The sequence below is a fragment of the Paenibacillus sp. J23TS9 genome (assembly GCF_018403225.1).
Taxonomy (GTDB): Bacteria; Bacillota; Bacilli; order Paenibacillales; family Paenibacillaceae; genus Paenibacillus_AQ.
In genome coordinates this window covers 2,183,634-2,197,988 of sequence record NZ_BOSG01000001.1, presented here as the reverse complement: position 1 = coordinate 2,197,988, position 14,355 = coordinate 2,183,634, and the positions used below count along the sequence as shown (strand labels likewise).

13 protein-coding genes are annotated in these 14,355 nt (G+C 46.9%); 11 read left to right on the top strand and 2 right to left on the bottom strand.

What is annotated here, in order from left to right; translation table 11 throughout:
* Positions 1 to 71: 71 nt before the first annotated feature.
* Positions 72 to 992, top strand: a complete 921-nt coding sequence (locus KJS65_RS10330; RefSeq protein ID WP_213649741.1) for a LysR family transcriptional regulator — start codon at positions 72 to 74, stop codon at positions 990 to 992.
* Here KJS65_RS10330 and KJS65_RS10325 read toward each other — a convergent pair whose 3' ends face one another.
* Both KJS65_RS10325 and KJS65_RS10320 read right to left on the bottom strand, forming a co-directional pair.
* Positions 993 to 1,613 (bottom strand): hypothetical protein, encoded by a 621-nt coding sequence (locus tag KJS65_RS10325; protein WP_244864469.1) that lies wholly within the window; start codon positions 1,611 to 1,613, stop codon positions 993 to 995. It lies immediately after the preceding gene.
* Positions 1,614 to 1,617: 4 nt separating this feature from the next.
* Complete coding sequence (locus KJS65_RS10320; RefSeq protein ID WP_213649740.1) at positions 1,618 to 2,151, bottom strand: hypothetical protein; 534 nt, start codon at positions 2,149 to 2,151, stop codon at positions 1,618 to 1,620.
* A gap of 101 nt (positions 2,152 to 2,252) precedes the next feature.
* On the opposite strand from KJS65_RS10320, the gene KJS65_RS10315 reads away from it, so the two are divergent.
* The 10 genes from KJS65_RS10315 to KJS65_RS10270 all read left to right on the top strand — a co-directional run bounded on the left by KJS65_RS10315 (position 2,253) and on the right by KJS65_RS10270 (position 14,266).
* Complete coding sequence (locus KJS65_RS10315) at positions 2,253 to 2,969, top strand: response regulator transcription factor (RefSeq protein WP_213649739.1); 717 nt, start codon at positions 2,253 to 2,255, stop codon at positions 2,967 to 2,969.
* Positions 2,966 to 3,955, top strand: coding sequence for a sensor histidine kinase (locus KJS65_RS10310; protein WP_213649738.1), 990 nt, complete (start codon positions 2,966 to 2,968; stop codon positions 3,953 to 3,955). Before KJS65_RS10315 ends, KJS65_RS10310 begins: the two co-directional genes overlap by 4 nt.
* 174 nt (positions 3,956 to 4,129) lie before the next feature.
* Positions 4,130 to 4,954 (top strand): ABC transporter ATP-binding protein, encoded by an 825-nt coding sequence (locus KJS65_RS10305; protein ID WP_280531312.1) that lies wholly within the window; start codon positions 4,130 to 4,132, stop codon positions 4,952 to 4,954.
* Positions 4,929 to 6,833 carry an FtsX-like permease family protein gene (locus KJS65_RS10300; RefSeq protein WP_213649737.1) on the top strand — a complete coding sequence of 635 codons (1,905 nt, stop codon included), beginning with the start codon at positions 4,929 to 4,931 and terminating at the stop codon, positions 6,831 to 6,833. The genes KJS65_RS10305 and KJS65_RS10300 overlap by 26 nt, the downstream gene beginning before the upstream one ends.
* A gap of 15 nt (positions 6,834 to 6,848) precedes the next feature.
* The gene (locus KJS65_RS10295; protein WP_213649736.1) at positions 6,849 to 7,847 is read left to right on the top strand and encodes a DUF418 domain-containing protein; all 999 of its coding nucleotides are present in this window, start codon (positions 6,849 to 6,851) and stop codon (positions 7,845 to 7,847) included.
* A 118-nt stretch (positions 7,848 to 7,965) separates the two neighbouring features.
* Positions 7,966 to 9,438: a sensor histidine kinase gene (locus tag KJS65_RS10290; protein WP_213649735.1), complete on the top strand. Its 1,473-nt coding sequence runs from the start codon at positions 7,966 to 7,968 to the stop codon at positions 9,436 to 9,438.
* Positions 9,439 to 9,550: 112 nt separating this feature from the next.
* Complete coding sequence (locus KJS65_RS10285; RefSeq protein ID WP_213649734.1) at positions 9,551 to 10,657, top strand: TolB family protein; 1,107 nt, start codon at positions 9,551 to 9,553, stop codon at positions 10,655 to 10,657.
* 29 nt (positions 10,658 to 10,686) lie between these two features.
* Positions 10,687 to 11,676, top strand: coding sequence for a hypothetical protein (locus KJS65_RS10280; protein ID WP_213649733.1), 990 nt, complete (start codon positions 10,687 to 10,689; stop codon positions 11,674 to 11,676).
* 179 nt (positions 11,677 to 11,855) lie between these two features.
* On the top strand, positions 11,856 to 13,607 hold the full coding sequence (locus KJS65_RS10275) for an ABC transporter ATP-binding protein (protein ID WP_213649732.1): 1,752 nt from the start codon (positions 11,856 to 11,858) through the stop codon (positions 13,605 to 13,607).
* Between the two features lie 275 nt (positions 13,608 to 13,882).
* Positions 13,883 to 14,266 carry a rhodanese-like domain-containing protein gene (locus KJS65_RS10270; RefSeq protein ID WP_213649731.1) on the top strand — a complete coding sequence of 128 codons (384 nt, stop codon included), beginning with the start codon at positions 13,883 to 13,885 and terminating at the stop codon, positions 14,264 to 14,266.
* Positions 14,267 to 14,355 lie beyond the last annotated feature (89 nt).

Here is a 14,355-nt window from a genome sequence, read left to right as displayed (position 1 = left end):
TTTATAATCCTTAACATGAGAAAAATTAATGCAAGGAAAATGAATACAGGCGAGTGTGGGAGTGGGGATCATTGAGTCTGATTAAATATGAAGTGCTGCAGCAGGTGGTTGAGCTGGGCAGTTTAACGAAAGCGGCGGAAACTCTGGGTTTAACGCAGTCCGGTGTGAGTCACGCCATTCACAGTTTGGAGTCGGAATTCGGCTTCTCACTTCTCAGTCGGAGTCGTTCCGGTGTAAAGCTGACGGATAACGGAGAACGCGTACTGAGATATATACGGGACATGCTTTTGGTTCAAGAGCAGCTGAAACAGGAGGTTGCCTTAATCAATGGCATTGAGGTAGGAACGATTCGGATTGGAACCTTCACGAGTATCTCTGTGCAATGGCTGCCCGGTATAATCAGGCAATTTCGGAGCCAGCATCCGAACATCGAGGTCAGGCTGCTTGAAGGCGACTACCATGAAATTGAAGAGTGGCTGCTTAAGGGGGAAATCGACTTTGGATTTGTATCCCTGCCGACCATGGATTCTTTTCACATTATTCCTCTGCGACAGGATCGGATGCTCTGCATTATGCCTCCGGATCATCCTTTGGCCCAGGAAACTTATGTGCGCTACTGCCAGCTTGCTGACGAACCGTTCATCATGCCCAAGGAAGGAAGCGACTACGATGTGCGGCGCGTGTTAAGGAAGGGACGAATCAAGCCGCCTGTCCCATTTCAGACCGCAGATGATTATGCTATTATTGCAATGGTTGAAAATGGGCTTGGCATTAGCATTTTACCCGAGATGATCCTGCAGGGAAGAACCAATAAGATTGTGGCCCTTGAACTGGAGGATCAAAGCTTCCGCTCTCTGGGCATTGCCTTGAATACATCGAAAAGCAGCACACCCGCTACACAGAAACTGATCCACTCCGCAAAAGACTGGCTGACTAGCTGGCAGCCGATGCCTCAAACCGGATTCAGACAACCGTATGGGCATAACCTGTAATCAGGCTTCCCACCATACCAAATCGCCAGAGGTACCGACAAGTCCGGCTACAGTCAGCGAGGCGCTCACGGACATCGTAATGGTTTGACCGGGCGGAACCACGTAGCGTCCATTTTCATGATAGAGAAAAGGCCCGGCTTGCAGAGGAACGCTGAAAAAAGTGGTACCTCCCGTGACTGCAGCGATGGAAGACTGTGCGGTCATGACGCTCGTAAGTGTGCTAGCGAAATTACTGTTTACGGGTGTTAAAGTCGTTGGAGAAGTCAGCGTACCTCCCTTGGCGAGGGTCAGGTTGCCGCTGAAGGACGAGAGCAGATTCAAGGCCACATTAACACCGCCTGTTTCCCTTGATACATAAAGTGTTTTTCCGCTCCCAACAGGATTGGAGACCTGAATTGTTATGATAACGGTACCACCAAGCAGCCCTAGAGTTGTGGAGTTAATGGCGTTCACCACATATAAATTGCCTGTTGCCCCGGCGCTGGTCTCTGGAGGGGCAACAATTCCGGGCGAAGCATACGTATTGGTGATATTTGTATATACTGGCTGATTTGGTTCATCGAAGACGTAATCATTGGGCATAATGTGCCCCCTTTCATCATTCAGATTGATTCTGAGCATTTCATTAAGCCTCCCACCAGGAAAGATTGATGGATGCCGTTAATGCACCTGTTCCAAGCGAAACTGTCAGCGTCTGGGCAGGTGGAACTACGAGTGCGCCATCTAAGCTGATGATATATAATCCCGTCGTAATCGGCATGTTCATATAGAGCACGGGCGTTCCATCCAGCGTACCGTTATTTTGGCGGGTAGTTACGACGGAGGTAATGCTGCTACCAAACAGATTATTTTGAGGTGTAGGGGGAGTTCCGCCGGTAATGGTGCCGCCGGAATACACGTTAACTGCAGCTGCAGCCGTAGCCCCACCTGATATTTGGGAGACGTGGACCGATTTACCGCTTCCTACAGTATTAATGATCTGCACTAGAAGGCTTTGCGATGCCGGAATGCTGACGCTGCCTGAAGTAAGTGTAAATGATTCTCCCGCTGAAGCGGCTCCTGAACTAGGCAATGAGCCAATGCCTGGAGAAGTATACGTATTGACATTTTGCGTGTACAAAGGTCGGGTCGATCTGTTGAATATTTTGAAATTAGCCATATGTCATCCCCCTTGATGCTGAGACGTTTTTTTAGTGTATGAACGGATTGACCCATTTGATATGAGAGAGAAGATAATCCGCAGATGCGGTGGAAATGGAGATGAGAAAGCTGGACCAGTTACGGATACTTATCATTGAAGACGATGCCAAAATCGCCACCCTCCTGAAAACTCACATTGAAAAATACGGTTATGCAGCTTCAGCGGTAGTTCATTTTGATCGCGTTATGGAGGAATTCAGAGAAGTGCAGCCGCATTTGGTTCTTTTGGATGTCAATTTACCGAATTTTGATGGATTCTACTGGTGCCGTCAGATCCGTGCGCTTTCAACCTGCCCAATCCTATTTATATCTGCAAGGGAAAGTGAGATGGATCAGGTAATGGCGCTTGAAAACGGTGCGGATGACTATATTACCAAGCCCTTTCATTACGATGTCGTGGTGGCAAAGATCCGCAGCCATTTGCGGAGAGCTTATGGTTCATATTCCTCGAAGACAGAGGAACGGACCGTAGAAGCCTCGGGGCTGGTGCTGTATCCCGAACGGTTTCTCTTAACCTATGAAGGAGAATCGATTGAACTAACACAGAAAGAATCTGTATTGGTCGAGGCTTTAATGAAGAAGCAGGATCGTATTGTCAGCCGTGGACGCCTGCTCGACTTGATGTGGGAGGACCGGCATTTTATCGATGATAATACTCTGAATGTCTATATTACGAGAATTCGAAAGAAGCTGAAGGAACTGGGGTTTGATGAGCCAGTAGAGACGGTACGCGGAGCGGGCTACAAGCTGCGTCTGGGAGGAAACGAGGGTTCATGAGACTTTTCCTGAGAGAGCAGCTGCCGCTTATGATTTTTTATGGGGTCCAAATGATACTTGTTGGCCTCTGGTACTGGCTTGCAATAGAGGAGCGATCTCTTGTTACGGTATTATATGGCGCTCTACTCAGCTTGGTCATGCTCCTGATATACTTGGCCTTCCGCTTTTATACCCAAAAAAGGCTGTATGTGAGATTAGAGACTCCACTTGGTGAAATGGATCAGTCATTGAATGAGCTCGGGGAAGCGCCAATGGCTGATGCCGTAAGCGAGCTGCTCCGTAACCAGTTTCAATTGTATAAAAATGAGCTGCATGGCACGCAGCAGAAGCTTGATAATCATACGGCGTTTATTAACCGCTGGGTTCATCAGATGAAGACACCGGTCTCCGTGATCCAGCTAACGCTGCAGGACCTGGACCTTGAGGATGAGATTTCGGACGGTATGCAGGAGGAAATCGACAGGCTGAGAAAAGGACTGGAAATGGCTTTGTATACCTCGAGGCTGGATAAGTTTGAACAGGATTTCAAGGTGGAGGGCATTCCACTTCTGGACACCGTGGAGAAGGCTGTTGCCGGAAACCGTCAGTGGTTTATCCGTAAGGAAGTCTACCCGGATATCCACGTCCCATCCGATTTGACCGTGATCAGCGATGCCAAATGGCTTGCATTCATGCTGGGACAAGTCATTGTCAATGCCGTAAACTATTCGGCGGGTAGGGGTAAGAAGGTTGCGTTCATTGGTTTCAAGCATGGCGCAAATACGGTGCTTGAAATCAGCGATGAAGGGATCGGCATTGCCAAAGAAGATTTGGGAAGGGTATTTGATCCCTATTTTACAGGTAATCAAGGCAGGCAATATCATGAATCAACCGGCATGGGACTTTTTCTTGTACATGAAGTATGCACGAAGCTTGGCCATAAAGTTGAAATTGAATCGGTACCAGATGAAGGAACGACAGTAAGGTTTACTTTTTTTAAGTATTGATATGAAGTAGCTGTTTGGCGCTGCGGGGAACGCAGCGTTCTTTGTTTTATCCATATTTCTATCCGAACAGAACCTTACAAATGTTTAAGGTTGAGGTAAGGAGAATCCATAGTTTGAGCAGAGGCGATGCTATAAAGTGGATACATAGAGAAGCACAGTTTTGGAAGGAGATTGATGATGATGACGGATATTTTAAAAGTAACCGGATTAAGCAAGGTATATCCGGGAAAAGTGACGACCCGGGCTCTGACAGACATCGGCCTAACGATTCAAAAAGGAGAGTTCGTGGGCGTCATGGGACCTTCAGGGAGCGGCAAGACGACACTGCTGAATATGGTGTCTACCATTGATACACCGAGCTCCGGCACCGTATTGATCAACGGAAGCAATCCGCATGCCATGAAGAAAAAGGAATTGGCATTATTCAGAAGACGTGAGCTAGGATTCGTATTCCAGGATTTTAACCTGCTGGACACGCTTACGGTGGCGGAGAATATTGTGCTCCCGCTTACGCTGGACACGCTTACGGTGGCGGAGAATATTGTGCTCCCGCTTACGCTGGATAAACAAAACCTTAAAACAATGGAGGCGAAGCTGCAAAAGATTGCGGACCGCCTCGGCATTGCAGAGATACTGAATAAACGGGTCTATGAAATATCGGGTGGCCAGAGGCAGCGTGCGGCCATCGCCCGGGCGATTATTCCAGAACCCTCGCTTCTGTTAGCAGACGAGCCGACAGGTGCACTGGATTCGAACTCGTCCCGTATCGTCATGCAAACCATGGAGAAGCTGAATGAAGTGGATGGGGTTACCATGATGCTAGTAACACATGATGCTCAGGCCGCAAGCTACTGTCATCGCGTCGTGTTCATCAAGGATGGAATAATTTCCGGCGAAATACGCAGAGGCGACAACCGGCAGGCATTCTTTCAGAAAATTATCGATATGCTTTCGTATTTGGGAGGTCATGCGCATGAGCTTTCGACAGTTCGCGTTTAATAATGTCAAGCGCAATGCCCGCGCCTATTTTGCCTATTTTCTGAGCAGCAGCTTCATGGTAATGGTGTTTTTTACGTATGCACTATTTATATTTCATCCGGATATTGATAAAACAGAGATCGGTTCGAATGTTCAAATGGTGATGCAGATTATGGAATACGTAATATACATTTTTGCGTTTTTGTTTGTCCTGTATTCGATTGGGAGTTTTTTGAAGGCCAGGAATAAGGAGTTTGGGATTCTGACAATCCTTGGAGCAACGCAAGGACAGCTGAGTAAGCTGGTATTTGTTGAAAATATGCTTATTGGAGCATTATCCATCATCACCGGAATGCTGGCAGGCATGTTATTGTCTAAGCTGTTTTTGACTCTGAGTGCCCGGATGATCGGAATTGAGCAATTAGGCCTGTATTTTCCGGTAAAAGCGCTTCTGCTTACCGTAGGTTCATTTTTTCTCTTATTCCTTGTCATCTCTGCCTTTACGTTAGTTTTCATCAACCGCAATCGCGTGCTGGAGCTGCTCAAAGGTTCGAACAAGCCCAAGAAAGAACCGAAAGCTTCAATCCTGGTTTCATTGCTCGGCATCCTGCTGCTTGCAGCTGGTTATTATGAGGTAGATAAAAGTCTGACGTTAGCCGCGGTGACGGGTATTTCCGGCACGTACTTTTTTTTCACGCAGATTACAGTGCTTGTATTTCGGCTATTGAAGAAAAGCCGGCGTTTGACGTGGCGGGGCACAAATCTGATCTGGATATCAGAAATGGCTTATAAAATCAAGGATAATGCGCGGATACTGTTTATGGTGACGGTGGTGACATCGATCTGCTGCATGGCTGTAGCCTTCATCATGTCAGTGAATTTGCGCAATCAAAACATGTACACAGCAGATCCTTATCCAATCCGTTACATCATGAATGATACAAAACTTGGAGCGGGTGAATTACAGTCCATCGAACAGAAGCTGAGCGAAGAAGGCATACAGTACCAAACCTTTAGTACCGAATCCTATATTGCTAAAGCAGCCGGCCGAAAACCGGATGTCTCCATTATGCCGGTGGAAAGTTATATCCATATTTCGCAAGCTCTTAAGCTTCCAGCTGCAGGTTCACTGGAGGGGAATCAGGCGGTACTGGTTCAGTCGGATAAAGAAGCAGGGAATAATCCGGGCTGGGGCAAGAATACATCCGTAAAGATTAACAATCCGGAAGCCCAGCTGCAAATCGTCAAGGAGATTCGAACGGATAAGGAAGTATCGCCGATGCCCAATTCGAATTTGCTTATTGTCACCCGTTCGTTTTTTGAGGAATTAAAGAAGCAGATCCCGGAGAACAAAAACTTTTGGGTTATGAATGCAAATATTTTTATGATACCTGCCTGGTCGAACGGGATGATACCGGGGAGAAACGATCAGGAGTATAAAGTAGGCATGGAGCTTGTTCAGTGGAAAACGTCTAATCTGCTGACTACCCGGGGCGGAACCTACGGTTCATATGATCAGTCGACATCCATGATGAGTTTTGTTGGTATTTTTATCGCTTCACTGCTGTCGGTATGCTCGGCCAGCTTCCTGTATTTCAAGCTGCATTCCGAGCTGAGACAAGATCAACAAATGTACAACTCGATGTCCAAAATTGGCTTGAGGTCATCCGAGATGGGAAAATCATCATTCATTCAAATTGCAGTATTGTTTTTTACACCGATATTCGTTTCGGCGATTCAGACGCTGGTGGTGCTGAACCGGGTACGGGAAGTGCTTGATCTCGATGATGTTAATCAACCGGTGCTCATCGCTTCGGCGGCCTTCCTGATTATTCAGGCTTTATATTTCCTGTTGGTCAGCACGAGATACATCCAGAAGCTGAAACGGGTGATGGTGTAAAGGAAGGGAGCCGAAATGAAACGAATTGACGTACTTGATTACTTACGGGGATTTGCCCTGATCGGCATTGTGTTTATTAATATTTTTCAGATGATCCCCTATATCCATGTGCCCCCGGAATACGGTTTATGGAGCGATATGGAGCAGGCAGTGCTAAAGTTCATTAATTATGCGGTGTTTGAGCGGTTCTACACGATCTTCAGTTTCTTGTTTGGCATTGGATTCTACTTATTCACCTCTCACGCAAGGGCGAGAGGTGAAAGAGCTTATCTTCTGTTTACACGCAGGCTCCTGATCCTTTTGATCTTTGGCTTCATCCATCACCAATTTCAACCTGGGGAAGCATTAACCGTATATGCCATTCTGGGATTTCTTCTTCTTCCTTTATATCAACTTAAGCCTATAATAAATCTTGCTCTGGGACTCATCTTACTAGTCTCTAATGTTTGGCTCGGACCCATCGGTATGAGTCTCAGTATGTTCATATTGGGCTTGTGGGCGGGGCAATGCGAGATATTCGAGCATGTGGTCCAATATAAAAAGAGATGGATTTTCATCCAAGTGGTTTCGCTTATTCTCATTCCGTTCGGGTTATATGCACAAAATGAAATCATCAATCGAACGGGACTACTGGATGCTGGAATGGCCGCCGGCGGATTGGCGGAGGATGTATTTTACGTCACCACACTCACATTGCTTCTCCAGTATCCTTTTATGAGAAAGTGGCTCATGCCAATGAGCAAGCTTGGGCGAATGGCGCTGACGAACTACATCATGCAGACCGTTCTGATTTTAACCATGGATGCGGTACTGGATCTGAGTAATCATGCGTATTACTTGATTTTGGCTATGATTGCAACCGAGATTTTAATGTTTCAAATGATTTTCAGCGTCATGTGGCTGAACCGCTTTGCCATGGGGCCATTGGAATGGATTTGGCGGATCGGAACCTATGGCAAAATCCCGGAGCATTACAAGCAAAAAATAAATGAATCCAAGAAGATGAGTCTATAGGCTGAGTTCCGCCATGTTGAAAATATGCCTGTTCTCCGCTAATCTTAGATCATCTCTCTGGCAATTACACGGATAACAGATCATCATAGATGTACAGAGAACAAGCGGAGGGTATGGCATGAGAATCAGCTTAAAATGGAAATTCACCGGCTTTCTTGCGGTGTTGCTTATATTTGCGATTGGCTTGCTGAGCTTCCTTATATTACAAGGAATATCCAGTAATCAGAAGCAGCAAATGGAACAAAGCATGGAGCAGCAGGCTGATGTGGCTTCAGACCGCATCCGGCAGCTATATGTGACGGGGACCCAGGTGGATGCAGCAACATTCATGCGTTTACAGGGTCCTGCTTTGGCGCGTGAACTGGGAAATGTCAGCGGCATGAGAGTTATTTTATATGATGCAAAGGGCAAGGAGACTGGGGATTCGCTGGTCATGGCCGAAAAACCGGATATCCGGCAAGCTCTCCAATACGCGCTAACCAATAAAATTGCATATGAGATTCATGGGGATGTGCTTGAGTACCTGTCCCCGGTTCAGAGTAATCAGGAGCAGCTGGGGGTTGTTCATTTTCAGTCATCGGTCAGCAGCCAGCATGCGTTTTACCGTAGTATTCAGCAGCTCTTTTGGATTGCGGGCGGAGTAGTTCTGGGTATTTCGTTCATCTTCGGCTTAATCTATATGAATAGGCAGGCCAATGCCATTCACCGGCTGAAAAAGGCAACGGACCGGATTCGCCAGAGGGATTATCTGGAGGAGCCCAGCTTACGGCGCAATGATGAGCTCGGGGAGCTAAGCAGCGGTATTTTTGATATGAGTGAGGCCATTCAGGCGAATGTGCTTTCTTTGCAGGAAGAACAGGAAAAGCTGCTTCAAACCCTCGAGAAGCTGCAGCAGCTGGAAAAACAGCAAAAGGACTTCATCCATAATATCAGTCACGAATTCAAGACGCCGCTGACTTCCATTCGGGCATATGCCGATCTCCTGCACATGTATCCCGAAGATCCGGCGCTCATCCAAGATGCATATGGATCGATTACTAAAGAAGCAGGCCGGCTCTATGAGCTTGTTGAACGGGTTCTCCATCTTGCTGCCTCGGAAACATATGAGTTTGATCATCATCCGGAAGAAGTGGAGCTTCAAGTACTACTGGCCGATATCATCTCACGGATGAAAGGCAAAGCCGACCAGTTCGATATCACCCTGCATGAGCTGCTCCAGCCAGCGCGAATCATCGGAGACCGCAACAATCTGACTCATATTTTCATCAATTTGCTCGATAATGCGATTAAATATAATGTTGCCAAGGGTTCGGTAACGATTTCAAACCAGATTGTTGGTCAATACGTAGAGGTGCGTTTTCATGACACCGGCGTAGGTATTCCGGAAAACATGAGGGATCTTATCTTCGAACCGTTCTACACGGTTAATCATGACCGGGCCCGGAAATCCGGGGGAAGCGGCCTTGGACTGGCTTTGGTCAAACAGCTGACGAAGCAGAATCATGGCGTTATAAAAGTGGAAAGTCCTGCGGAAGGCACAGGTACAGAATTCATTGTTACATTTCCGCTGATTTCCGCAAAAAGTTTATAAGTTGGAAACATTTCGATAACTTTTAGAAATCATTGTTCCCTATACTCAAATACAGAAAGAGAATTCAGGATTTACGTAATCCGCAGTTAACGAGAAGGAGGGAGCCGCATTGATGACACACAGATGGCAATATAAACTAGGCTTTGCGGCGATGGCTGTCATGATTGCTCTGGTGACTGGGTGCAGTGGTACCGGCAGCGAGAAAGTGACAGTCAAGAATCCTCCGGTTCGTGAAACAGGTGGAAAAGTAGAGCTGGAACGGATTGACCGCCAGAGTGATTCCTATGGACTTGCTTGGTTGTCGGATTCTGAAATCATCAGCACCAAAGCGCCAAAGTGGATGGAGGGAGATTTGTACGTTCACTCCCTCGTTAAGGAAAATGATCCGGATCGGAAGCTTGGCGTTCAGCATGCCTTGACGGTCAACCCATCTCCGCAGCAGTCGTACTTGTTCATCAGTAACCGGATGGAGGCATCTTTCTTAAATCTGGCGGATGGGAAGGAAACTCCTCTGGATGTAAGCGACGGAACATACTCCATCTTAAATGGTGATGTGCGAGGCGCATGGGTCGAGGAAAAGGCTTACGTGTTCGCTGCAGCTTACGGGCTCAGTGTGGCTGAAACCAATGGAAAAGTGACGCCTATCCTCAAGATGAAGGATCAGCAGAGCGTATTGAAAGTCGAAGCCTTCTCAGATTCGTCCGATCCTAATCGGTTTGCGGTGTACTTTTTGGATTCGTCAGATGCACTCTACAAGCTTATGGTCTCAAACGGTCAGTTTAATCGTCCCACGGCAGAATCGGATCCGGAGCTGATTCGGAAAAATATAGCGGATTTCTCGATTTCGCCGGATGGAACCAACCTGGCTCTTGTTGAAGAAACCGGCGATAACAAGAATACAGTCTATTTAATTCCAGCCGACAAACCTGGAAAAGAGACCAAGCTGGCTGAGGGCCGCCTCGCCAGACAAATGTCATGGTCTCCCGATGGATCCAAGCTAGCCTATTCTTTGTTTAACCTTGAACGGGGTGGCTCCGGCTTGTATGTCATGGATACGAAGACGGGGCATATGACCCTGGTGTCCTTATATCCAAACCTGCAAAGTCTGCTCGTATGGAGTCCGGATGGGAATCAGCTGATGATGAGCCAGGAAAATCCGGAGATGAATCTGACCACAACCGATACCAAGCTGATGACCGAAATCTACCGGTTCAAGTGATTTGAGATATAGAGAGGGCGATGATTCTCATGAAGAAATCAATTCTGATGATGCTGGCACTTGTGACCGCAATTGCCGTTACGGGCTGCGGCAAGGATAAAGATGTTACCGTACAGAATCCTGTAGGGCAGGATGGGCAAAAAGAAAATGTGACTCAACAGCCAGCAGACACTACTAAAGACACATTGGAGAAGTTCAAGATTCTGACTTCACAGGCAAAAGATGCGGGCGATGTTATCCAATATTTAGATTCCAATCTGCCAAAAGTGACACCGGAGCAGGCAGACCAATTATTCCTGGAGCTTGAGAAGTTTTATGACCGTTATTTGCCGAGCCTTAATGACAATTTCAGAGCGATGCTGTCCAAGCCGGAAACGATGCAGAAAATGAATGAAGAAATAGGCTATCCGATGGATATTAACAACATTAAAGATGACGATACACTAAAGCAGTGGCTGCTGGATCAGCAGGCAGGGGGGCTTGCGTTGGGGAATACGGAAGGCGAGTTCTTCTGGAAGATTGATTATAAGTCGCTGCAAAAATACGGAAAATACGTCTCAAACGATATCAAGAGCTATATAACGCTGAAGACCGTGGAAACGGAACACAGCTATATCAGCGATGGAGCGATCGCCATTACAAGAGAAGAACTGGGAGAGCGGATATTAAAAGCGGAGTATTATCTGGTTGAAAACCCTAATGGTCTTAAAAACAAAGACGTGCTGAAGATATACAAAGATTATTTGAACACGTACCTGACAGACTACCGGTATGAAGCAATCGATGACAAGACCATGAAGCTCTTGCCGGCGGTTAAAAAGAGTTACCAAAAGTTTGTCAGCGAGCATCCGGAATCCAAGACAACGATACTGATCAAAAAGTATCTCGATGTCATCGAGAGAAACAAGGGAATTATTTACGAAAAAGGAACGGACAGCATTCAAGGTCCACTGAAGGCAGATATTCAATCCTTCTGGGATTCCATCGATCTGAAGGTCGACAGTCTGTTTGTCTCCTAAAATCTAAAGGCGCGTAAATTACGCGTCTTTTTGTCGTGCCACCATGCAGCGCCTCAGAAAATAAACAGGTCACATGGGCTAGAGCTCCCTTGGAATGACTTCATACAGCAATCTATGTATAATCGGTAAGATAAGATGTTTAGATTAGACAAGAATATACGGATAGGAGCTTTTAATAAATGAAAGAGGGTCATCAAAAAGGGAACTGGAAAGCGTTTATTCTCTTGGTCCGTCAAACCAAACCTTCCATTTGGATGCTTTCCGTCGCTGTTACGCTGAGTATTATTTCCACTCTGGTCAGTCTAGTCGTACCGCTGTTTACGAAAGGGCTGGTGGACAGCTTTACGGTAGACAGCATCAAGCCTTCCCAGATTGTTATGCTGGTTGTAAGCTTCATTATTTCCGCTATTTCCGGCGGTATATCGATTTACCTGCTAAACCGGCTCGGACAGGAGGTAGTGGCCAAGCTCCGCGACGGTTTGTGGAAAAAGCTGCTCAAGCTGACGATTCCCTACTATGACAATCATCGTACAGGGGATACCATCAGCCGGATGACCAATGACACGGCCGTGCTCAAAGGTCTTGTATCCGAGCATGTGACGGGATTTTTTAACGGTGTTATTTCCATGGTCGGGGCTATTGTCATTTTGCTCCTACTGGATTGGAAAATGACGCTGATCATTCTTGCGGCGATTCCTGTCACGGCGGCAGTGCTGGTTCCTCTGGGCCGGATGATGCTTCAGATTTCACGCCGTTTGCAGGATGAAACGGCTGATTTTACAACGATACTCAACCAGGTTCTCTCTGAAATCCGGCTTGTCAAAGCTTCGAATGCGGAAGAACGGGAGACGGGGATTGGCCAAAAAGCCATTGCAGGTCTGCTCAAGCTGGGTATACGCGAAGGCAAAATTCAGGCTTTTATCGGTCCGATTATTTCTTTTGTCATGATGGGGCTGATGGTGCTTATTATAGGTTATGGCGGCATGAGAGTTTCAACCGGAGCGCTTTCTGCGGGTGATCTAGTAGCATTTATATTATATTTGGTGCAAATCATCATGCCGATGAACCAGATTACCGTGTTCTTCACACAGCTGCAAAAATCTGTCGGTGCTACAGAACGCATCGTGAGCATATTGGAAGACCGACAAGAAAATGTATCGGAAGGCAAAACACTCTCCGGGCCTATTCAGACTATTCAGCTAGAGAATGTTCATTTTTCTTATGAAAAAGGCGATACCGTCCTGCATGATATCAGCTTCAAGCTGGAGCCCGGTAAAGTAACGGCTGTGGTAGGTCCGAGCGGTGGCGGTAAAACAACACTCTTTTCCATTATTGAACGGTTTTATCTTCCTGACAGCGGAATAATCCGTGTTGGCGGGCTGGATGTCAGCGGATATTCATTGGAATCCTGGCGCAGACAAATCGGCTATGTTCCACAGGAGAGCCCGATTATTGCAGGGACAATCCGAGATAACATATGCTATGGCATGGAGCGGGAGGTTGCCGACGAGGAAGTTCAACGGGCAGCACATATGGCATATGCCGATATTTTTATTGAGGATCTGCCGGAAGGCTACCGTACCGAGGTAGGTGAACGCGGGATCAAGCTGTCTGGAGGACAGCGCCAGCGGATCTCGATTGCCCGGGCGCTCTTGCGAAATCCGCAAATTTTGATGCTGGACGAAGCGACTTCGAGCCTGGACAGCCAATCAGAGGTTTTCGTACAGAAGGCTCTGCAGAACTTGATGAAAGGCCGTACCACACTTGTCATTGCGCACCGCTTGTCTACGGTTGTTGACGCGGATCAGATCCTCTTTATTGAAAAAGGGCATATCACAGGCGTAGGAACGCATCACGAGCTGGTTGAAAGCCATCATATGTACCGGGAATTTGCCAATCAGCAGCTTCGTATTGCTGATTCTTCCTCATAGGCGAGAATCTGATCAATATTGACTTTTATATAATTAACCTTTATAATCTTTACATACCCTATAGGGTATATCGGCCGTGAAGCGTTTTAAAGATGATAGACTTATGGTTGCGACCTTCGTAGCTCTCAGCCCAATCTGCTGCTCAAGGCTCGAATTGAAAAGGATATTTATTCGGAGATTCAGACCCATAGTCATATGCTGTTATGATTGGTGCCGGTTCTTGCATAATAAAATACAGTTAAACAAGACATATATTCGAGGAGGTACCTACACTCATGCTGTGGTTGTTGTTAGCTGTCCTCGCAGCAGTGGTGGCCTGGTGGGCTGTGCGGGAATTATCGCCGGTCAATGGGCTGACCTTCGTGAGTCCGGAAGAACTGCGCGGGCCCGATACAGAAGGACATGAGATGCAAATGCTCGATGTAAGAGATGCTGTGGATTATATTCAGCATCATGTTCCCGGGGCGATCAATATTTCGATGGGGCGATTGCCATATGTGCATAAAACACAGTTGGCATCTGAAGAACCCGTACTCATCTTGGCTGAGAACTGTCGCCAGACCAAAAAAGCGGCACGTATGCTGAAGCGTTACGGTTTTCTGCGGTTATATGCACCGCAAAGCGGTAAAGGAGCCTATGGTTGTGGTGTTTGCTGTTAATATCGAAAACCGGTTGATCGAATGCACCGAGAGCAGTCGTTGGTCTGTTTAGCTAATCCAATGAAAGAACCTGGGCAAAATGCGCCAGG